Source organism: Nesterenkonia sp. CL21, assembly GCF_031705515.1.
GTDB classification, from domain to species: domain Bacteria; phylum Actinomycetota; class Actinomycetes; order Actinomycetales; family Micrococcaceae; genus Nesterenkonia; species Nesterenkonia aethiopica.
The window spans coordinates 136,062-156,428 of sequence record NZ_JAUTWR010000006.1; the positions used below are offsets into that span (position 1 = coordinate 136,062).

Consider the following 20,367-nt stretch of genomic DNA (forward strand, 5'->3'; position numbering starts at 1 on the left):
TGATGGCTCCGGAGGAAGGGTCGCTAAACCTCGCTTCAGCGGGTGCATTCCGACCATTCCTCCGGAGCCACCTGTGTCTGGATCCCCTCAGCTGATCCCGTAGGCCAGCAGCGAGCTGGCCCAGTCCTCGATGGCGGGCCAGTCGCGGAAGTCCGCGTCCTTCGGCGCCTTCGCGACGGTCAGCTGCAGCTTCTCCAGGAAGCTGATCTTCTCCGCGTCCACCGCTCCCCGGAAATAGGCGATCTCCCGATGCGGGTACTGCCGCAGGGTGGCGTAGAGGGGCTCCTCGAGTCGCGGACCGCCGCCTACGGCGTAGAGGAACAGCGGCTTGCCGCTGAGCTCGGTGCGATTGCTGTCCAGGAAGAGCTTCCCCGGCCCGTAGAGCGCCTGCCGGTACACAGGCAGCCCGACGACGACGTGGTCCGCCTCGTACAGCCACGGCCCCGCCTCGGAGACGTCCTTGACATGGGTGGAGACGCCTCGGGCGCTCAGCGTGGTGGCGATCCGCTCACCGATCTCCGCCGTGGAGCCGTGCTTGCTCGCCGTGACGACCAACGTGGTCATGGGGTCATCCACCTTTCCCAGTCCTGAGATGCTCCTCAGAGTCTACTGATTCCGTGCCGTGGGCAGAACGCGCGATGATGGCGCGCCCGCTCGGATCGGACTACTCTCCCCATCAGTGACGTCTCGTGGACGCCCGCCCGCCGTCGTCGACCGCAGAAGGACACCGATGCCGACACCCGAGCCCGAAGCCCGCCCGGTGTCCGCCGACTCGCCCGACTGGCGCCGACGCGACCCTACCCCCGACGAGCTCCGCCATGACACGCTGATCGCCCTGGCCCTGTTCTGCGGGGCGGTGCTGTCGCTGACGCTGGGCCGCGGACTGGGCTTCTTCGAGGAGCCCGCCGGCCCCGTGGTCTCTGTGCTGTGCCTGGCGCTGCTGCACCTGCCGGTCGCGTGGCGCCGACGCCGCCCGGCCCTCGTCGCCGTCGTGGTGGCCGGAGCCATGATCCTCGCTGGTGAGCTGCGTGTGCCGGAGCTGCTCATCAGCAACATCTCCATCTTCCTGGTCCTCTACACGCTGGGCGCGTGGAACAACCGGGACCGCTCGGCTCGGATCGCCCGTTGGGCGGTGGTGGCCGGGATGGCCGTCTGGCTGCTGGTCTCGTTCATCCGCATCTCCGTGGAGCCGATGTTCGACTCCGACGAGCCGCTCGCCCCGGGAGCTCTGACCCCGGCCTTGGCGATGATCCTGTACCAGCTGCTCACCAACCTCCTGTTCTTCGCCGGGGCCATCTGGTTCGGCCACCGGGCGTGGGAGTCCGCCCGGGACCGTGCCCGGGCGGAGGAGCGCGCCGAGCAGCTGAGCGCGGAGCGTGCCGTCGTCGCTGAGCAGGCCGTCGCGCTGGAGCGCCTCCGGCTGGCCCGCGAGCTGCATGATTCGGTGGCCCACCATGTCTCCCTCATGGGGGTGCAGGCCGCCGCCGCCCGGACCGTGCTGCCCACGGATCCCGCGGAGGCCGAGCGGTGCATCCGCCGTGTGGAGGACGCGGCACGACGCTCCGTGGCTGAGCTGCACCACCTGCTGGGCGTGCTGCGCACGGACAACCCCGACGCCGTCTCCAGCACCTTGCGGGCGGAGCACATCCCTGACCTGGTGGAGCAGCTGCGCAGCGCCGGCGTCGCGGTGGACCACCAGGTGCACGGCGAACCCCGGACCCTCGAACCCCTGGCCTCGCTGACCCTGTACCGGGTGGCGCAGGAGGCCCTGACGAATGTGCGCAAGCACGCCGGCCCTGAGGCCCGGGCGAGCCTGCGGCTGCGCTGGCGCAGCAGCTCCGTGGAGCTGGAGGTCACCGACGACGGCGGCGGCCCCCGCTCCTCGTCGCACCCGTCCGGGCCGAAGGCCCTGGGCGGGCACGGCCTCCCAGGGATGCGCGAGCGCGCCGCGGCCGCCGGGGGCCGGCTGGAGACCGGCCCCTCCCCTGAGGGCGGTTTCATGGTGCGGGTGGAGCTTCCCCTGGACATCGCGGCGGCTCCCGCCACGACCGCCGCCGTTGAGGAGGCACTGTGACGCCCCCACACGACATGTCTCCCTCCGAGGCGTTCCCCCAGCAGGCCCCGGACCCCGCGGCTCCCGGCGACCTCGTCCGGGTGCTGCTGGCCGACGACCAGCCACTGCTGCTCCAGGGGATCGCCACGATCCTCGACGCCCAGCCGGACTTGGCGGTGGTCGGCACCGCCTCCTCGGGGCAGGAGGCTGTGGAGATGGCAGACCGCCTCCGACCGGACGTGATCTGCATGGACATCGAGATGCCCGGTGTGGACGGCATCGAGGCCACCGCGCAGGTCCGTGGGACAGGCACCGCGGAGGTCATCATGCTGACCACCTTCAACCGTGAGGACTACCTGCTGCGGGCCCTGCAGGCCGGTGCCAGCGGATTCCTGCTGAAGACCGCCTCCCCGGAGCAGCTCGCCGAGGGCATCCGCACGGTCGCCGCCGGCGAGGCGCTGCTGGCGCCGGAGGTCACCCGGTCCCTGATCCGCCGGGCGGTCAGCTCCGGAGACCTCAGCTCCGTCCCCAGTTCCGTCCCCAGCTCCGTCCCCGACGGCGACGGCGCCGACGACCTGGGCGGCCGGAAGTCTCGCACCGGAGCGGCGCCGGACCCCCTGAGCGAACGCGAGGTGGAGGTGCTGAGCCTGGCGGCCCGCGGCCTCTCCAACGCGGAGATCGGCGGCCAGCTGTTCATCGGTGCGGAGACGGTCAAGACGCATATGTCCCGGGTGCTGGCGAAGCTGCACCTGCGCAACCGGGTGGAGGCGGTCGCCTACGCCTATCAGCACCGGATCGTCACCCCGGACGCAGACCCCGCCTGAGGTCCCGACCGCCATGGACTGACAGCCTCCCTGCGTCCATGGTCGGGCACAGATGACGAACGACGCCTCAGGGCGGTGCCGGTGACGACCCGCACCGCCCTGAGCCGCTGCGCGTCTCCCCAGCTCACCGACCCCGTGGACGGCACGGCGTCATTCGACCGCACCCGCCTCGGACGCCGTCTCCTGCTCGACCTCGTGGAGGCCGCTCTCCGGAGGCACGATCCGCGGATCCTCTCGATGGCCGCCCCGCGTCACGCGGGGCTGCTGCTGATCGTTGAATCGCAGCTGCAGGACGTCCGGTCGCGAATAGTGACCCACCGGATCGGCAGGGTTCTTCGCGGCCAGGATCGCCGAGAGATCAAGATCTGCGTACAGGATGCCTTCCTCATCCGGCGCAAGCGGTTCGGCGAGCATCCGCCCGTCGGGAGCGAAGATCCGTGCGTATCCGCCGCCGGGGTGAATGAGTCCGCGCTTCTCCTCCGTGTCGGCGAAGATCCGGAGTCCCGCTTCACCGACGACTGCGGATGCGGCGAGCACGAACGTCTGTCCCTCGACGGCGTACTGCTGCGAGGCTGCCGTATTGACCTCTGGGCCCAGTGCGTACACGGCCCCGGGGAAGATCGAGAAGCTGGGCCAGGAGGCGATGTGGATCTGCTCGTGCTGGGAGTACAGCGCATACTTGCTCAACGGCTGGAGATGTTCCCAACAGCACAGGGAGCCGACCCTCCCGAGACTCGTCTCACTGACGACCAGGTCGGAACCGTCGCCCTCGCCGAAGACCGTGCGCTCCACATGTGTGGGCTTGAGCTTGCGCCGGGCGGAGACCAGGGTGCCGTCCGCCTCGATCACAGCCTGTCCCATGTACAGCGATCCGGCGTCTCGCTCGCTGTACCCGAGGCCGACCACGATGCCGGACCGGCGGGCGGCGTCCTGGATCGCCCGCATCTCCCGACCATCGACGGTGAGCGAGTTCGCAGCGTAGGGCACGGTGAACTGGGACTGCCAGGCCACCGAGTCAAGCCAGATCCACCAGGGATAGTTGGGGATCCAGGTCTCCGGGAAGGCGATGATCTCAGCACCGTGGTCAGCGGCTTCTCTGATCAACTCGACTGTCTTCTCGACGGCCCCTTCGAGGTCAAGCCAGACCGGCTCCTGCTGAACCACGGCAGCCCGCACGGTGCGCGTGTAGTTGATGTCCATGAGTGTCTCCAGATCCTCTCGGAATGTGCTGGTGATCACCATCATGGACGTCCATGGGACTGCAGAGAGAGACGATCTGCGCAGGACCTTCCGACGATCTGCGCCCCACCGCCGGTCCGTGGGTCCGCCGCGTCCGCTCTTGTCCTGCTGACCTCTCGTCTCTATCCTCAGACTATGGAGCACCATGTCGCCGACAGCTTCGGCCACTGGAGCGAGATCTGCAGCAGGAGCTTCGTCCCTCTCCTTGCCTGCCCGAGGACTCCGACGACCTCCGCAGATGATGACTTCACTGCGCACATCACCACCCGTCATCTGGGCCCCGTACGCCTCGCCCACGTCTCCTCCGGGGCCTCGCGGATCGTCCGCTCAGGCCGACTGATCGCCGCCGAACCGAGGGAAGACGTGCTGCTGTCGCTCCAGATCGCTGGCGCCGGCACCGTGACCCAGAGTGGCCGAGAGGCCCACCTGAGCCCGTCCCAGGCGGCCCTGTATGAATCTGACCGGCCCTACGAGCTCCGCTTCGACCGTCCGATGAGCGAGTACGTCATCCAAGCTCCCCGGTCTCTGGTGCGCATCGCGCCAGCTGCAGCCCGACGATCGACGGCGATTCCCGTGGCTGGGCGGTCCACCGCCGTGCTGCGGCATGTCGTCCAGGAGCTGCTCACAGCCGAGGAGTCGCTTGATGCCGTACAGGACGAGATGTATGCCCACATCGTCCTCGAGCTGCTGGCCGACGGCATCCGTACCCTCGACGACGCCGCAGCCGAGAGTGCTCTCTCGGGAGAATCCCTCGTCGCCTCGGCGCAGGCGATCATGGAGCGCGACAGCGCCGATCCACGGCTCACCATCGAAGGCGTGGCGCGCCGCCTGGGGATCTCCCGACGATCCCTGGAGAAGCTCTTCGCCGACCATGGCTCCACGACGCCGGCGGCTCACCTGCGCCGTTCCCGCATCCGGCGCGCCGAACGCCTGCTGGTCCGAAGCGACGCCACCATCGCGGCCATCGCCCATGCGGCGGGGTTCAGCGACGAGCGCACCTTGTATCGCGCCTTCCGGCGATGTCATGACATGTCGCCGCACGAATGGCGCGCACGGCAGGGCGCCCCGATGAAGACCCGTCGCCTGTGACGATGACCGTCGCTGGAGGGTGAGGTCCACATTCTTCACCGGCACATTCGCCAGCACATTCACCGCTTTGAGCCACGAACCCTGGCGGGCCCCTGCGCCAGGAAGCTCACCGAGGAGAAACAGGATGAGCAGGCGCTCATCCCCCGCCAGGTTCCCCCGCACGGGGGATCCGCCTGTCGGTGCCCCGGCCTAGGCTCGGAGCATGCTCGAACTCGACTCCGTCTGCAGGTCCTACTCCGGACGCCAGGTGCTCCACGACGTCTCCTTCTCCGCCCGGCGCGGGAAGCTCACCGGTTTCGTCGGCGGCAACGGCGCCGGGAAGACCACGACCATGCGCATCGTCCTCGGCGTCCTGGACGCCGACTCCGGCGACATCCGGCTCGACGGCTCCCCTGTCGCCCCGACGTCTCGGGGCCGGTTCGGCTACATGCCGGAGGAGCGCGGGCTCTACCCCAAGATGCGGGTCGCTGACCAGATCAGCTACCTGGCACGCCTGCACGGCTTCGACCGTCGCGAGGCCCGACGGCGGGCTGAGGCCCTGCTGGCCCGCCTGGACCTGGCCGAGCGTGCCGGCGATCCCCTGGAGTCCCTCTCCCTGGGGAATCAGCAGCGGGTGCAGATCGCCGCCGCCCTGATCCACGACCCGGACGTCCTGATCCTCGACGAGCCGTTCTCCGGGCTCGACCCGATGGCGGTCGACGTCGTCCTCTCCGTGCTCACCGAACAGGCGGAGGCCGGCGCCGTCGTGCTGTTCTCCTCCCACCAGCTGGATGTGGTGGAGCGGCTCTGCGACGACCTGGTGATCATCGGTGCCGGCAGGATTCTGGCCGCCGGCGGCCGGGAGGAGCTGCGCGAGCGGCACGGAACGCGGCGCTATGAGCTGATCACCGAGGCCGACGCCGGCTGGGTCCGGGACGTCACCGGCGTCGAGGTGGACGAATCCGCCGCAGGGCGTGCGCTGTTCCGCGCCGACCCCGACACCGCCCAGCAGGTGCTGCACCGCGCCGTCCAGCGGGGGGCGGTCCTGCATTTCGCCCCCGTGCTGCCCAGCCTGAGCGAGATCTTCAAGGACGTCGCCGGCCGGGCCGACGAGCGGCCGGCGGCACAGACCACAGCGCAGACCACGGCACAGGCCACCCGCCAGCTGGAGAAGGAGAACGTCCGATGAGCACCCCCGCCCTCGCCTCCCGGGCCCCTTCCCCGGCACCCCTGAGCATCGTCCAGGCCTCCCTGCTGGTGGCCGAACGCGAGATCATCTCCCAGGTGCGCAGCAAGGCGTTCCTGGTCAGCCAGATCATCACGATCCTGTTCGTCGCCGGCGGCATCGTGGCCATGGGCCTCTTCGGCGGAGGGAAGGACGAGCCCGAGGTCGCCGTCGTCGACGCCGGTCAGGCGGCCCAGCTGATCCCCTCCGACGGGCTCGAGCAGGTGGAGGCGGTCGACATGGCGGCCGCCGAGGAGCTGCTGCGCGGCGGCGACATCGACGCGATCATCACCGCCGACGCCGACTCTCCGGTGGGTCTGCAGGTGATCGGGCTGGACTCGGAGCCCACGGAGGTCGCCCAGATGCTCTCCGCCGCGCCGAGCCTGGTCACCCTGGAGGGCGAGAACGACGGGACCCTCCGCATGGTGGTGGCGATGCTCTTCGGCCTGGTGTTCATGATGCTGTCCATCACCTCCGGCATGATGATCGTGCAGAACACCATCCAGGAGAAGCAGTCACGGATCGTGGAGATCCTGCTCTCCTCGATCACGGCCCAATCGCTCCTGGCGGGCAAGGTGCTGGGCAACTCGGTGCTGGCCATCGCGCAGGCGGTGGTGATCGCCTCAGCGGCCGCGGCGGCCCTGATGCTCTCCGGTCAGCAGGACGTGCTGGACATGCTCACCGTGCCGATGCTGTGGTTCGTGCTGTTCTTCGTACCCGGCTTCGTGCTGATCGCCGCCATGTTCGCCGCCGGCGCGGCGCTGGTCTCCCGGCAGGAGGATTCGGGAGCGGTGGTCACGCCGACGATGATGCTGAGCATGATCCCGTACTTCGTGGTCGTGTTCTTCCACGACACCCCGCTGGTCATGACCATCGCGTCCTACGTGCCGTTCAGCGCCCCGGTGGCCATGCCGCTACGGATGTTCTTCAACGAGGCGATGTGGTTCGAGCCGATCCTCGCCCTGGCGATCCTGCTCACCAGCGCCGTGGTGTTCATGCTCCTCGCCGCCCGGATCTACAGCCGGTCGCTGCTGCGCACCGGGCAGCGGGTCCCCCTCCGGGAGGCGCTGGGCTCAGGCGGATGAACCGGCGGGGCCCTCGCCCGCGTGCTCGGCCTCGTCCTCGTCCTCCGGCGGGGCATCCGGGTCCACCAGCATCCCGGGCTCGGTCTTGGCGATGATGCGCGTACCCGTGAGGTCCCCGGTGACGTTGCACAGGGTGCGGGCCATGTCCAGGATCGCGTCGATGCCCGCCACCAGCGCCACCGGCGCCATGGGCAGCCCCGCGGCGGTGACGGCCATGGTGAGCATGATGAGCCCGGCGCCCGGCACACCGGCGGTGCCGATGGAGGCCAGCACTCCGACGGCGGCCACGGTGGCCAGCTGGGTCAGGGTCAGCTGCGTCCCGGTCACGTTGGCGATGAACACTGTGGCCGCCCCGACGTAGATGGCGGTGCCGTCCATGTTGATGGTCGCACCCAGGGGCAGGGTGAAGGAGTACACCCCGCGACGCACGCCCAGCCGTTCGGCCGCCTGGGTGGTCACCGGCAGGGTCCCGGACGAGGAGCGGGTGACGAAACCGGTGAGCATGGGCTCCTTGGCCTCGCGGAAGAACCGTCCCACGGGGGCACGGAAGAGCAGCAGGATCAGCGCGTAGATCACGATCTGCAGGACGATCCCGCCGTAGACGACCCCGGTCAGGGAGGCCAGCGGCAGCAGCGCATCGGCCCCGGTCTCCCCCACCACCACGGCGATCAGCGCGAACACGCCGATGGGCGAGTACTGCAGGACCCCGCGGATGATCAGGAAGACCAGCTCCACACCGCCGTCGACGAAGCGCCGCAGGTGCATGGCCAGCCCGGCGAGCCGATCGTCAGTGCTGTCCTGCATGAAGGCCAGGGCGACGCCCGCGGCCAGGGCGAAGAACATCACGGCCAGCACCTCCCCCTCGGCCAGGGCGGAGAAGATGTTGTCCGGGACGATGCCGGTGAGCACCTCCGCCAGCGGCGGGGCGGTCTGCTCGTCCACCTCGGCGTCCCCGGGGAGGCTCAGCCCGGTCCCCGGGGAGACCAGCAGGGCGACGCCGATGCCGATGGTCATCGCGAACGCGGTGGTCACCAGGTAGTAGAGGAAGGCCTTGCCGCCGATGCGACCCAGCGTCTTCGGGGACACCGAGGCCACTCCGGCCATCAGGGTCAGCAGGATCAGCGGCATCACCAGCATGGTCAGCAGCCGCAGGAAGATGTCACCGAGCGGCTGCACCACTGCGATGGGTGGCCCCACCACCAGGCCCGCGACGACGCCGAGCACCAGCGCCACCCCGAGCTTCCAGATCAGGGGGACGTCCAGGTACCACCGCCACAGGGAACGGCGCGACGCCGTCGGCTCCCCTGCGTCGGTGCGGGACGGTGACGATCCAGCCATGGTCATCTCACTCCTGCAGGGCGGACCTGTGCTGATCCGGCCCCCTCGACGAATGTGCAGGACTCAGTGTGACATGGCTGACGTGGGAGGACACGGAGACTCGGCCGATGGGGAGCAGGTCCCCTCAGCTCACTTGATGCCGCGCAGGTCCAGCTCCAGGGCGGAAGCACCTTCGGACCCAACGGTCACCGGGATGCCCCAGTCCTGCTGGTACAGGTGGCAGGCGGCGTGCATTGGGATCTCCTCGCCGGGGGCGCCGTCGCAGGCGGCCGCGCGGGCGGTGATGTGCAGGACTCCCTCGGCGACGGACGGATTCAGCCGCAGGGTCCGGCGCAGCCCCTCGGCGCTGCCGGCACCCTCCAGGATGAGCTCCTCCGGGGAGGAGGAGATCTTCAGCTGGGTGGGATCGCCCCACCGGTCGTCGAGCTTCTGCCCGGTGGGGGCCTCGAAGCCGATGCTCAGGCTGAACTCCCCCGGCGCGACGTCGGTGGTGGGCCGCTGGGTCTCCCAGGCTCCCTCGTCCACGGTGAGGAACTCGTCGGGGATGGCCACACGCACCAACTCGTGGGCGTTGGTCTCCACCACCAGCAGGGTCGTGCCGTCGGAGTCCAGCAGCACGTCGGAGGGCTCCTTGAGCCCGCGGGCCACGGTGGAGACGGCGGCGGCCACGGTGGTGCCGTCGGCGGCCCGGTGCTCCCCACGGTAGCGGCGGATCGCCCCGTTGTAGGTGTCTGCCACCAGCACGGAGGAATCCGGCAGCACGGTCACTCCCAGAGGGTGCTGCAGTCGCGCCTCGGCCGGGTCGCCGTCCCGGAACCCGAAGTCGAACAGCCCCTCCCCCACGACGGTCTCCACTGCGGGGGCCTCCGGGTCCTGGCTGACCCGCAGCACTCGCAGCGAGGAGGTCTCGGAGTCGGCGATCCACACGTCCCCGGCGGCGTCGGCGGCGAGCCCGGAGGTCTGCGCGAACCAGGAGTCCTCGGCGGGGCCGTCGGTCAGCCCCTCCAGCCCGGTGCCGGCCAGCACCTTCAGCTCCCCGGTGACCGGGTCGAAGGAGAAGATCTGATGCGTCCCGGCCATCGCGACGATCACCGAGCCGGTCACCGGGGACCACAGCACATCCCACGGGGAGGACAGCGAGACCTCCAGCGGGGCGGTGCCCAGGCTGCCCACCACGGGCCCCTCCGCCTGGGTGACCCGCTCGGAGTCGATGAGCCGCTGCACTCCGTTGCCGGCCAGCGTGGTCACCTGACCCGTGGCCACATCGATGCCGCGCAGCCGGTGGTTCACGGTGTCCGCCACGACGACGTCGTAGCCCACCTGCTGGGCCACCTCGGCCGGCAGCAGGGCCAGGCCCTGCGGCTCGGTGAAGCGCGCCGTCTCAGCGTCGCCGTCCCGGTGGCCCTTCTCCGGGGAGGCGAGCACGCCGTCGTCATCGGCGACGCCGCCGCCCCAGCTGCGGACCACGGTCTGCAGGTCGGACTCCAGCTCCACGATCCGGTGATGGCCGGTGTCGGCCACCAGGAAATGCCCCACCGTGGTGGCGTCGCCGCCCAGCGGACGAGTCACCGGCACCGCCTTGCCCGGGAAGCGCAAGGTGCGGGACACCGGCTCCGGCGGCACGTAGGGCCCGTCGCCGCGGTGCAGCGTGCCCTTGGCCTCGTGCTCGGCCACCAGCTCCTCCACCAGGGAGGACAGGCCCGCCACATGGCCCTCACCGGCCAGGTTCGCGGCGATGTAGCCCTCCGGGTCGACGACGACCAACGTCGGCCAGGCGCGGGCCGAGTACGCCTGCCAGGTCACCAGGTTCGGGTCGTCCAGCACCGGGTGGGCGATCTCATAGCGCTCCACAGCGGCGGCCAGCGCGTCGGGGTCGGCCTCATGCTCGAACTTCGGAGAATGCACGCCCACGGTGACCAGCACATCGGAGAACTGCTCTTCCAGCGGGCGCATCTCATCGAGCACATGCAGGCAGTTGATGCAGCAGAACGTCCAGAAGTCCAGGATCACGATCTTGCCGCGCAGATCCTCCAGGGTGATCTCCTGGCCACCGGTGTTCAGCCAGCCGCGGCCGACCAGCTCGGAGGCCCGCACCCGGTTGGTGCGGCGGATCGTCTGCGTCATGCGTGTGCTCCTTCTGCTCAGCCCCGCCATGGCGGGGCGTCCCTGGGGTGAGGCCTGCCTCGCACCCGAGATCATCTCCGGGCGCTCAGTCGGCGAGCGCCTCCGTGGTCGCGGCGGTGACGGCCTCCGCCATGGCGGTGAACTCCTCCTGCGCCGCGGCGGGCTCGCCGATGAACGACACCATCACCACGTCATCGCCTGCACGGGTGAACAGGATCTGGGCCCCGATCATTCCATCCTCCTCCGCATCCGCCAGGCTGCGGGTGCGGGCGTAGCCCACCGTCCCGTCGCCGTCACCCTCTGCGGGGCGGAGGGCCTCCAGCTCGATCTCCGAGAACTCCAGCACATAGTCGGCGTCCATCTGCGTCAGCCGCACCTGCGGGCAGGACTCCACCAGGGAGCGGACATGGTCCATATGCTGCTGGACCCGGGCGGCGGCCTCGCCGTCGTCGGCGATCTCGGCGATCTCGATGGAGCCGGTCCCGGTGAAGGTCTCCGAGCCGAAGTCCACCCGCGCGGCGTCCGAGCCGAGCAGCAGCGGAGCCCAGTCCACCGCGGCCAGAGGCTCCGCGCAGGTGGCCGGGTCAACCTCGACGTCGGCATCCCCCTCGGCCAGGGAGCCCTCCATCTGCTCGCGGAACTCCTCCACGGCGGCCTCCGTGTAGAACCCGGCGGAGTCGAAGCCGAACGTGGAGGCCCGCTCCATGCCGGCCTCCGCTGCGGCGACCAGCCGGTCGGAACCCGCACGGGGGCTCTGCTCGCCCTCGGCGGCGTCGCCGTCGGATCCGCAGGAGGTCACCGCCAGGGCGGTGCTCAGCAGCAGCGCCGGCAGCAGGTGGGTGCGGGTGCGGATCATCGGTGGGAGTCCCTCTCTGCCATGCGGGCGAACATCTCGTTGTACTCCTGGAGGTCGGCGTCGCCGGTGCGGTCGGCCTCACGGTCCTCGCGGACCATCTCCCGACGGTCCGCCCGCGACCACTGCACCGCGGCGATGACGGCCAGCAGCATCGTGGGGATCTCCCCGAGTCCCCACATCAGCTCTCCCCCGCGCTGCTGGTCCTCGATGGCGGAGAAGCCCCAGTCGTGGCCGATGTTGCCGAACCAGCTGGCCTGGATGAGGGACTCGGAGCCGGAGAGCCCCACGGCGATGAACGCGTGGAACGCCATCGTGGCCAGCAGCATGACCAGCCGGATGGCGTGCGCGGGCCTTTTCGGCAGCGGGTCGTGGCCCACCATCACCAGGGCGAAGATGTACCCGGTGAGCAGGAAGTGGACGTTCATGAGCTCATGCCCCACGTGGTACTCCAGGGCGTAGCCGAACAGCGGGGTGTAGTAGAACAGCACCAGGGAGCCGGCGAAGTTCGCCGCGGCCACCACCGGGTGGGTCACCACCCGGGAGAACCGCGAGTGCACCAGCCACAGGATCCACTCCCGGGCCCCGCGGGTGCCGTCGGTGCGGGAAGTGAGCGCCCGCATGGCCAGGGTGACCGGCGAGCCCAGCACCAAGAACATCGGCGCCACCATGGTCAGCGTCATGTGCTGGATCATGTGCCCGGAGAACAGCACCATCCCGTAGATCGCCGGACCGCCGGAGGTCACCCACAGCAGCACCGTCAGGCCGAAGAGGAAGCTGGCCGCCCGCATCACCGGCCAGCCGTCGCCCCGGCGCCGAAGCCTCATCATGGAGTGCAGGTACCAGGCGGCCAGGAACACGATGATCGCCACCCACAGCCAGTCGAAGCGCCACTGGCTGAACCACAGGCCCAGCGTCGGCTCCGGCGGAAGGTCATAGCCGGTGAGGATCCGCGCCGGGGTGGCATCGGGAGGCAGGTCCTCCGAGACCGGCGGGGAGGTGCGGCCCAGGATGGCGCTGACCCCGATGACCGCGGACATCACCGCGATCTCCACCAGGACCAGCTGCCACAGCAGCCCGGTGACCGCCCGGGTGCGGGCGGGATCCGTGGACGCCGATGCGGACGAGGACGGCGCACCGGCCCCCTCATGGGGCCCGGCCAGCCGCGGAATGATCCAGCTGCGGTTCATCCACCCGACCGCCCCCAGACCCAGGATCGCCCCGACCTTCAGGACGATCATGAGCCCGTACGGCGTGGTCAGCAGCTGCTCCAGCGTCTCGATGCGCAGAGCCGCATTGACCACCCCGGAGAACGCGACGGTGCCGATCGCCAGCCCCGCCAGCACCGAGTAGCGGCGCAGCAGAGTCCCGACGATCTCCGGCCCGCCCTGCTCCCGGGCCGTCAGTGCCGTCGCCTGCCGGCGGATCTCCGGGGAGAGCAGCGCCAGGACCACGAGCCCACCGACCCAGACCACCACGCCCAGCAGGTGCAGGCCCAAGGAGTTCACCGCCGCCGAATGGTCGTCACCGGAGCCGGAGTGCCCCACCAGCGCCATCGGGACGATCCCACCCAGGCCCAGCACCGCCACGAAGAACAGCCCGGCCGGGGAACGCACCGCGAAGACCAGAGTGGCGAAGACGGCGGCGATGACCACCATCGCCATCCATGCCTGACCCGTGGAGATCGACTGCACGTAGCCCAGGAAGCCCGCGGAGAAGTTCTCGTCAGCAGAGAGCGGCTGGCCGGCCAGCGCCGAATAGGAGAGCACCAGCACCGCGACGGCGGCCACCGTCCACACCACGGAGGCGGCTCCCGCGATCTGCAGCGTGCGGGTGTAGAGCGGGTGCTCACCCGAGACGGACGGGGCCGAGGCGCCGGAGCGCTCCGCACGAACCTTCTGCGCGCGCTCCGCACGAACCTTCTCCGCGCGCTCCGCACGAACCTTCTCCGCGCGCTCCGCACGACGCTGCCGGCTGCGGGGGCCGAGCCTTGAGGGCACCGCGACGACGGCGAGTATCACGGCGGCGACCGCCGTGGCCATGGCCATATGGTGGACGAATCGCGCCACGGGCAGGCCCCACCGGGTCACCGCGCCGGGGTCGGCGATCTGCGACGGCCGGCCCACACCGGTGAGCAGTCCGGCGAGCGCCACGGCCACCAGGCCGAGGCAGAGGACGGCGCCCACCGCAGGCAGCGCGACGGCGCGCACGGGGGCGTCCGCGGGAGGACGGGCGGCGTCTCGGCCGCCTGCGGCAGGCGTCATCGGGGATCCCTCACTCTCACGCGTCGTCGCGCGGACGGTCGTCGCGCTCGTCGGGCCTGTCGTCGCCGGACTGGTCGTCCGCGGTCCCCGTGGAGCCGGTGGTGTCGCGGGGCTGGCGCGGCGCCTGCTTCCACTCCTCCACCTGGGTCATCTTGCGGCGCATGAGCACCACGGCCAGGATCACGATGAGCACGCCGCCCAGCGCGAAGAGCACCGCGGCCCAGGCGGGGAACTGTCCCTCGGCGGTGGCCGGGTCCTCCTGCGAGGCGGCGTCGGCGTCCACCGAGCCAGTCTCGCCGGCGTCGGCCTCTGCGGCATCAGTCTCCGCGGCATCTGCTTCGGCGGCATCGTCGTCGGTCGTGCCGTCGCCTGCCTCGTCCTCAGCGGCGTCAGCCTCTGCGGCGTCAGTCTCCGCTGCGTCAGTCTCTGCGGCGCCCTCCGGCAGGTCGACTTCGAAGCTGAAGCTGCCTTCCTCGTCATGCCCGTCGGAGTAGACGACCCGGTAGAGGACCTCGTACTCGCCGTCGGCCAGCTCGCCGTCGAGCTCGGTGCTCATCGACGGGCCGTCGATGACGGTCTCGGTTTCCCAGCTCTCACCGTCGTCGTCGGTCACGCGGATCTCGTTGGTGATGTTCTCGCCCTCGGTGAGGCCGTCTCCGGTGAATTCCAGGACGATCTCCTCGGGGCTCTCGGTGAGCACCTCGTCCGCCTCCGGGGTGGAGGAGATCAGCTCGTCATGGGCCCAGGCCGGGGTGGCTGTCATCGCGGCGAGCCCCAGTGCCGCGACGGCGGCGGGGGCCAGCAGCCGCGGCGCGCGGCCTGTTCGAGAGCCCCCGGCCAGGATGTCAACGGTGGTGGAAGTGGTCATGGTGTCCTTCTCTGCGTCTATGCGGGGTGGACGTGGCGTCCGGAGCCGGCGTGAGGGTCCGGGGACGTCCTGTGGGCAGTCCGGCCGCGTCTGCGTGCTCACCGCCTCGGAACTGAGGTGGTCCCTCCAGGTCGGAGGGTCTGACGCGGCGGCCATCGGGCGCTGCGGCCCTGACCTCGACGTCGTCGACGACGTCAGGACGCCGCCGGCGGTCCCCGCAGGGTGCGCGGCCCCCGGCCGCTCCAGAGGTCTTCCATGACCCGCACCGTCCGGGGGACGGCGGGAAGGGCCGGGCGCACGCCGAAGTGCGCCTCCCGGGGAGTCATGAGCAAGTGGACGGGACCCAGCGCCACCAGATCGGCGACGGCTCGCAGCAGGGTCTCACCACGGTGCAGGAGGGCGATGGTCAGCACGGCCGCACCCAGATGGGCCGCCAGCATGCCCCCGTCCAGGGCTCCCCCAGGGGTCATCACGACCAGCGACTGGTCCGGTGCTGGCACGGAGGCGGCCGTCGTCGCACTGGCCAGCGCGGGCGACTCGTGGCCGCCATGGCCGAGGCGCGGGCTCCCCCCGGCGAACCGCCCGGCGGCGGAGGCCGGCAGGGCGGAGAAGAGACCGTGGAGCACCGCTTGGGACACCAGCACGGAGAGGGTCAGGCGGGTCAGACCGAGCCGCATGCCCGCCAAGGCGGTGCACAGGGGCAGGCTCACGGCCAAGGCCAGGATCACGACCAGCGCGTGCGGCCCCTGATGGCCCGCAGCCAGGTGCGCGGCGGCGGCGCTGCCGACGGCGGCCCCGGCGGCCAGGGAGCCGCGGGCCAGGCGTGGAGCGCCGCTGAGCCGCGGGGCTGCGGCCATGGTGCACCTCCCTGTCCGGGTCCATCCGGTCGAATCGACCGTGCCAGCCATAATTCTACGCGCCGTAGAAATCAACGGAGCAGGTATGACGGCGCGGGTCCTGCCCCGGCACGAGGCCTCCGGAGACGACGTCGGCCCCCGCCCGCCGAGAGGCGGGTCGAGGGCCGACGTCGCAGGCCTGTGAGGCTGTGGCTGCTCACTTGCCGGAAGCGGCGGCCTTCAGCTTGGAGCCGGCGGTCAGCTTGACCGAGAAGCCCTCGGGGATCTCGATCGTCTCGCCGGTCTGCGGGTTGCGACCGGTGCGAGCGGCGCGCTTGGTGCGCTCCACAGCCAGCCAGCCGGGGATGGTCACCTTCTCGCCAGCGGAGACCTGGGAGGTGAAGACCTCGAAGACCGCGTCCAGCACGCCGTTGACGGCGGCCTGGGAGTTGCCGGACTTCTCTGCGACGGCTGCGACGAGCTCGCTGCGGTTCATAGCCATAGTGTGTCCTCCTGGACTGGTTCGGCGTCAGTCCCCGTTGCCGGGGCTTTCAGAACGGCAACCTACCACGCCGTCACGCCCAGAACCGCATGATTCCGGGCGATTCACAGTGATTTTCCAGGCTCACGGCCCCCTGTGCAGGTCGAGTCCACCCGGGTCCGGACATCTGACGACACCTCCTGCGACCTGTCGAGCAGTCGCTCCGGCGACGGCCACGAGACCCGGTGACCGCCTCAACGCCCCCGCCCGCACCCGCTGTGACCCGGCCGGAGGGGCGACCACCTGTCATTATGTGACGCGACCCACGTGGCGCGCGTCGCTGTGGCCGGTATTCTGTGCTCACTGCGCTGTACCCCTGGCTGTGGAGCCGAGGGTCCCGCGCGCACCCAGCAGTTCCGGACCGGGCAGCGTCGCCCGATGCGGAGGGCGCGCACACCAGGGACTCCGGCACGCCCGTCCGCAGAGCTTCTGACAGGCCGCACAATGACGTGTGGCCGCAACTGAGAGGAACGCGACAACGGATGTTCTCCAAGATTCTGGTGGCCAACCGCGGTGAGATCGCCATCCGCGCCCTGCGCGCGGCCAACGAGCTCGGCGCCGGCACCGTCGCCGTCTACCCGCATGAGGACCGCAACTCCTTCCATCGACAGAAGGCCGACGAGGCCTACCGCATCGGCGAGGAGGGACACCCCGTCCGCGCCTACCTCGACGTCGAGGAGATCGTGCGGGTGGCCCGCGAGTCCGGCGCCGACGCCATCTACCCCGGCTACGGCTTCCTGTCCGAGAATCCCCACCTCGCCCGCGCCGCTGAGGAGGCCGGCATCGCCTTCGTCGGCCCGCCTGCCGACGTCCTGGAGTCCACGGGGGACAAGATCCGTGCCCTGCGTGCCGCCCGCGCGGCCGGGGTGCCGGTCCTGGAGAGCTCCGACCCCTCTGACGACCCCGAGGCGCTCATCGCCCAGGCTGAGAAGATCGGCTTCCCCATCTTCGTGAAGGCCGTCGCCGGCGGCGGCGGCCGGGGCATGCGCCGGGTGGAGACCCGCGAGGAGCTGCCCGACGCCCTGGGCGCGGCCATGCGCGAGGCCGAGACCGCCTTCGGCAATGCCACCGTCTTCCTGGAGCAGGCCGTGGTGCGGCCCCGCCACGTGGAGGTGCAGATCCTCGCCGACGGTGAGGGCAATGTGGTCCACCTGTTCGAACGGGACTGCTCCATCCAGCGCCGCCACCAGAAGGTGGTGGAGATCGCTCCGGCCCCCGAGCTCGACGATGAGATCCGGCAGGCGCTGTTCCGCGACGCCGTCGCCTTCGCGAAGGCCATGGGCTACCGCAACGCCGGCACCGTGGAGTTCCTGGTGGACACCGCCGGCGAGCGCGCGGGCCAGCACGTGTTCATCGAGATGAACCCGCGCATCCAGGTGGAGCACACCGTCACCGAGGAGATCACCGACGTCGACCTCGTCACCGCGCAGCTGCGCATCGCCGCCGGGGAGACCCTGGAGGATCTGGGCATCCGGCAGGAGGACCTGCGGGTGCGCGGCTCCGCGATGCAGTGCCGCATCACCACCGAGGACCCGGCCAACGACTTCCGCCCGGACATCGGCACCGTGACCGTCTACCGCTCGGCCGGCGGCTCCGGCATCCGGCTCGACGGCGGCACCGTCTACACCGGCGCCGAGATCAGCCCGCACTTCGACTCCATGCTGGTCAAGCTCACCAGCCGGGGGCGGGACCGGCTGACCGCGATCCGCCGGGCCCGCCGCGCGCTGGCCGAATTCCGCATCCGCGGCGTGGCCACGAACATCCCGTTCCTGAAGAACGTGCTCGACGACGAGCAGTTCCTCGCCGGGGACCTGGCCACCGACTTCATCGACAAGCGCCCCGAGCTCGCCAAGGTCAACCGCTCCAAGGACCGCGGCACCAAGGTGCTGCAGTACCTGGCCGACACCACCGTCAACCAGCCGCACGGCCCGCGGGTGGACGGCATCGACCCGCGGGACAAGCTGCCCCGCTTCCCCGGGGACAAGCGGGACGAGCCGGACCGCAGCCCCTTCGACGGGCCGTCGTCGCACCCCCGGCCCGCCGGCTGGCGGGACGTCCTGCTGGAGCAGGGCCCCGAGGGCTTCGCCCAGGCCCTGCGCGCCCAGACCGCCCTGGCCGTCACCGACACCACCTTCCGTGACGCCCACCAGTCGCTGCTGGCCACCCGGGTGCGCACCCGGGATCTGCTGGCCGCCGCTCCGGCGCTGTCCCATGTGGTGCCCGGGCTGCTCTCCGTCGAGGCCTGGGGCGGGGCGACCTACGACGTCGCCCTGCGCTTCCTCTCCGAGGACCCGTGGCGCCGACTGGCGCTGCTGCGGGCGGAGATGCCCAACATCCCCATCCAGATGCTGCTGCGCGGCCGCAACACGGTCGGGTACACCCCCTACCCGTTGGAGGTCACCGACGCGTTCGTCGCCGAGGCCGCCGAGACCGGGGTGGACATCTTCCGGATCTTCGACGCCCTCAACGACGTCGACCAGATCGCCCCGGCCATCGCCGCGGTGCGCAAGACCGGCACCGCCGTGGCCGAGGCCGCCCTGTGCTACACCGGCGACCTCTCCGACCCGGCCGAGGATCTCTACACGCTGGACTACTACCTGGGTCTGGCCCAGCGCATGGTGGACGCCGGGGCGCACATCCTGGCCATCAAGGACATGGCCGGGCTGCTCCGGCCGGCCGCTGCCCGCACCCTGGTCACGGCGCTGCGGGAACGCTTCGACGTGCCGGTGCACCTGCACACCCATGACACCGCCGGCGGCCAGCTGGCCACCCTGCTGGCCGCCGCGGAGGCCGGGGTCGACGCCGTCGACGTCGCCACCTCCTCCATGGCCGCCACCACCTCCCAGCCGCCGGCCTCCGCGCTGGTGGCCGCGCTGGAGCACACCGAGCGCGACACCGGCCTGGGGCTGGAGGCCGTGGCCTCGCTGGAGCCCTACTGGGAGGCGGTGCGAGCCATCTACAAGCCCTTCGAGTCCGGGCTGCCCAGCCCCACGGGACGCGTCTACCGCCACGAGATCCCCGGCGGCCAGCTCTCGAACCTGCGGCAGCAGGCCATCGCGCTGGGACTGGGTGAGCGCTTCGAGGACATCGAGGACATGTATCACGCCGCGGACACGATGCTGGGCCGGCTGGTGAAGGTGACGCCGTCGTCGAAGGTGGTCGGTGACCTGGCGCTGCAGCTGGTGGGCATGGGGGTGGATCCCGCTGAGTTCGAAGCGGCGCCGCAGAGCTTCGACCTGCCGGACTCGGTCATCCAGTTCCTGGCCGGACAGCTGGGCGACCCGCCCGGCGGCTGGCCCGAGCCGTTCCGCTCCAAGGCGCTGGAAGGCCGCACCGTCCGTCCGCTGGACGAGGATCTCACCGAGGAGGACCGGGCCGGGCTGGCCGGGGACTCCGCGACCCGCCAGGCCACGCTGAACCGGCTGCTGTTCCCGGGCCCGACCCGGGACTACGAGGCCGCCCGCGACGCCTACGGGGACGTGATGGTCCTGCACACCCGGGACTTCCTCTATGGGCTGCGCCGTGGCGAGGAGCACACCATCTCCCTGGGCAAGGGCGTCCGGCTGCTGGTGACCCTGCAGTCCGTCTCCGAGCCGGACGAGAAGGGCCTGCGCACCGTGATCTGCGCGCTCAACGGCCAGCCCCGGCCCCTGGTGGTCCGCGATGAGTCCGTGGAGGCCACCGTGCACACCGCGGAGAAGGCCGACGCCGCGGTCCCCGGCCAGGTCGCCGCGCCCTTCGCCGGAGCCGTCTCCCTGCTCGTGGAGGAGGGCCAGACCGTGGAGCCGGGACAGAACATCGCCACCATCGAGGCGATGAAGATGGAGGCCGCGATCACCACCCCGGTGGGCGGCACCGTGGCCCGCACCGTGCTCAACGGCGTGCAGCAGGTCGACGGCGGCGACCTCCTGGTGGTGGTCGAGCCGGCCTGAGGGCCGGGCGACGGTCGAGCCGCGCCCTTCCGCACTCTCCCCGTCCAGTGACGGATTCACTGCCGCTCACGCGCCGATTCCGTCGGCCAGCGGCAGTGAATCCGCCACTCGCCGATT

At 70.7% G+C, this 20,367-nt stretch carries 15 protein-coding genes; 6 read left to right on the forward strand and 9 right to left on the reverse strand.

The window, feature by feature from the left end:
• Positions 1-87: 87 nt before the first annotated feature.
• Positions 88-564 carry a flavodoxin domain-containing protein gene (locus Q7C18_RS10785; protein ID WP_070162024.1) on the reverse strand — a complete coding sequence of 159 codons (477 nt, stop codon included), beginning with the start codon at positions 562-564 and terminating at the stop codon, positions 88-90.
• Between the two features lie 166 nt (positions 565-730).
• On the opposite strand from Q7C18_RS10785, the gene Q7C18_RS10790 reads away from it, so the two are divergent.
• Positions 731-2,074 (forward strand): sensor histidine kinase, encoded by a 1,344-nt coding sequence (locus Q7C18_RS10790; RefSeq protein WP_311025402.1) that lies wholly within the window; start codon positions 731-733, stop codon positions 2,072-2,074.
• The gene (locus Q7C18_RS10795; protein WP_311025403.1) at positions 2,071-2,877 is read left to right on the forward strand and encodes a response regulator transcription factor; all 807 of its coding nucleotides are present in this window, start codon (positions 2,071-2,073) and stop codon (positions 2,875-2,877) included. The genes Q7C18_RS10790 and Q7C18_RS10795 overlap by 4 nt, the downstream gene beginning before the upstream one ends.
• Positions 2,878-3,027: 150 nt before the next feature.
• On the opposite strand, the gene Q7C18_RS10800 is transcribed toward Q7C18_RS10795, so the two are convergent.
• Complete coding sequence (locus Q7C18_RS10800; RefSeq protein WP_070162030.1) at positions 3,028-4,122, reverse strand: carbon-nitrogen hydrolase family protein; 1,095 nt, start codon at positions 4,120-4,122, stop codon at positions 3,028-3,030.
• Positions 4,123-4,251: 129 nt separating this feature from the next.
• On the opposite strand from Q7C18_RS10800, the gene Q7C18_RS10805 reads away from it, so the two are divergent.
• The 3 genes from Q7C18_RS10805 (at position 4,252) to Q7C18_RS10815 (ending at position 7,494) form a co-directional block, all read left to right on the forward strand.
• Positions 4,252-5,205, forward strand: coding sequence for a helix-turn-helix domain-containing protein (locus Q7C18_RS10805; protein ID WP_311025404.1), 954 nt, complete (start codon positions 4,252-4,254; stop codon positions 5,203-5,205).
• Between the two features lie 202 nt (positions 5,206-5,407).
• Positions 5,408-6,373 carry an ATP-binding cassette domain-containing protein gene (locus tag Q7C18_RS10810; RefSeq protein WP_311025405.1) on the forward strand — a complete coding sequence of 322 codons (966 nt, stop codon included), beginning with the start codon at positions 5,408-5,410 and terminating at the stop codon, positions 6,371-6,373.
• Entirely contained in the window at positions 6,370-7,494 is a 1,125-nt protein-coding gene (locus Q7C18_RS10815) for an ABC transporter permease (protein ID WP_311025406.1), read from the forward strand. The genes Q7C18_RS10810 and Q7C18_RS10815 overlap by 4 nt, the downstream gene beginning before the upstream one ends.
• Here Q7C18_RS10815 and Q7C18_RS10820 read toward each other — a convergent pair.
• From Q7C18_RS10820 to Q7C18_RS10850, 7 genes are all read right to left on the reverse strand, one after another.
• A complete protein-coding gene (locus Q7C18_RS10820; RefSeq protein WP_311025407.1) occupies positions 7,483-8,838 on the reverse strand; it encodes a dicarboxylate/amino acid:cation symporter in 1,356 nt (451 codons plus the stop codon). The two genes, Q7C18_RS10815 and Q7C18_RS10820, sit on opposite strands and share 12 nt — an antisense overlap.
• A gap of 123 nt (positions 8,839-8,961) precedes the next feature.
• A complete protein-coding gene (locus Q7C18_RS10825) occupies positions 8,962-10,956 on the reverse strand; it encodes an NHL domain-containing thioredoxin family protein (RefSeq protein ID WP_311025408.1) in 1,995 nt (664 codons plus the stop codon).
• 85 nt (positions 10,957-11,041) lie between these two features.
• Positions 11,042-11,812 (reverse strand): hypothetical protein, encoded by a 771-nt coding sequence (locus Q7C18_RS10830; protein WP_311025409.1) that lies wholly within the window; start codon positions 11,810-11,812, stop codon positions 11,042-11,044.
• Complete coding sequence (locus Q7C18_RS10835; RefSeq protein ID WP_311025410.1) at positions 11,809-14,073, reverse strand: cytochrome c oxidase assembly protein; 2,265 nt, start codon at positions 14,071-14,073, stop codon at positions 11,809-11,811. The genes Q7C18_RS10830 and Q7C18_RS10835 overlap by 4 nt, the downstream gene beginning before the upstream one ends.
• 16 nt (positions 14,074-14,089) lie before the next feature.
• The gene (locus Q7C18_RS10840; protein ID WP_311025411.1) at positions 14,090-14,941 is read right to left on the reverse strand and encodes a copper resistance protein CopC; all 852 of its coding nucleotides are present in this window, start codon (positions 14,939-14,941) and stop codon (positions 14,090-14,092) included.
• 194 nt (positions 14,942-15,135) lie between these two features.
• Complete coding sequence (locus Q7C18_RS10845) at positions 15,136-15,798, reverse strand: hypothetical protein (protein WP_311025412.1); 663 nt, start codon at positions 15,796-15,798, stop codon at positions 15,136-15,138.
• Between the two features lie 196 nt (positions 15,799-15,994).
• Positions 15,995-16,279 (reverse strand): HU family DNA-binding protein, encoded by a 285-nt coding sequence (locus Q7C18_RS10850; RefSeq protein WP_070158322.1) that lies wholly within the window; start codon positions 16,277-16,279, stop codon positions 15,995-15,997.
• A gap of 521 nt (positions 16,280-16,800) precedes the next feature.
• On the opposite strand from Q7C18_RS10850, the gene Q7C18_RS10855 reads away from it, so the two are divergent.
• On the forward strand, positions 16,801-20,250 hold the full coding sequence (locus tag Q7C18_RS10855) for a pyruvate carboxylase (protein WP_311025413.1): 3,450 nt from the start codon (positions 16,801-16,803) through the stop codon (positions 20,248-20,250).
• The last annotated feature ends 117 nt before the right edge of the window (positions 20,251-20,367 follow it).

Coding starts and splice junctions, on each gene's coding strand:
- Q7C18_RS10785 (WP_070162024.1), bottom strand. CDS start 564: ATGACCACGTTGGTCGTCACGGCGAGCAAGCACGGCTCCACGGCGGAG.
- Q7C18_RS10790 (WP_311025402.1), top strand. CDS start 731: ATGCCGACACCCGAGCCCGAAGCCCGCCCGGTGTCCGCCGACTCGCCC.
- Q7C18_RS10800 (WP_070162030.1), bottom strand. CDS start 4,122: ATGATGGTGATCACCAGCACATTCCGAGAGGATCTGGAGACACTCATG.
- Q7C18_RS10805 (WP_311025404.1), top strand. CDS start 4,252: ATGGAGCACCATGTCGCCGACAGCTTCGGCCACTGGAGCGAGATCTGC.
- Q7C18_RS10810 (WP_311025405.1), top strand. CDS start 5,408: ATGCTCGAACTCGACTCCGTCTGCAGGTCCTACTCCGGACGCCAGGTG.
- Q7C18_RS10815 (WP_311025406.1), top strand. CDS start 6,370: ATGAGCACCCCCGCCCTCGCCTCCCGGGCCCCTTCCCCGGCACCCCTG.
- Q7C18_RS10820 (WP_311025407.1), bottom strand. CDS start 8,838: ATGACCATGGCTGGATCGTCACCGTCCCGCACCGACGCAGGGGAGCCG.
- Q7C18_RS10825 (WP_311025408.1), bottom strand. CDS start 10,956: ATGACGCAGACGATCCGCCGCACCAACCGGGTGCGGGCCTCCGAGCTG.
- Q7C18_RS10830 (WP_311025409.1), bottom strand. CDS start 11,812: ATGATCCGCACCCGCACCCACCTGCTGCCGGCGCTGCTGCTGAGCACC.
- Q7C18_RS10835 (WP_311025410.1), bottom strand. CDS start 14,073: ATGACGCCTGCCGCAGGCGGCCGAGACGCCGCCCGTCCTCCCGCGGAC.
- Q7C18_RS10840 (WP_311025411.1), bottom strand. CDS start 14,941: ATGACCACTTCCACCACCGTTGACATCCTGGCCGGGGGCTCTCGAACA.
- Q7C18_RS10845 (WP_311025412.1), bottom strand. CDS start 15,798: ATGGCCGCAGCCCCGCGGCTCAGCGGCGCTCCACGCCTGGCCCGCGGC.
- Q7C18_RS10850 (WP_070158322.1), bottom strand. CDS start 16,279: ATGGCTATGAACCGCAGCGAGCTCGTCGCAGCCGTCGCAGAGAAGTCC.
- Q7C18_RS10855 (WP_311025413.1), top strand. CDS start 16,801: ATGTTCTCCAAGATTCTGGTGGCCAACCGCGGTGAGATCGCCATCCGC.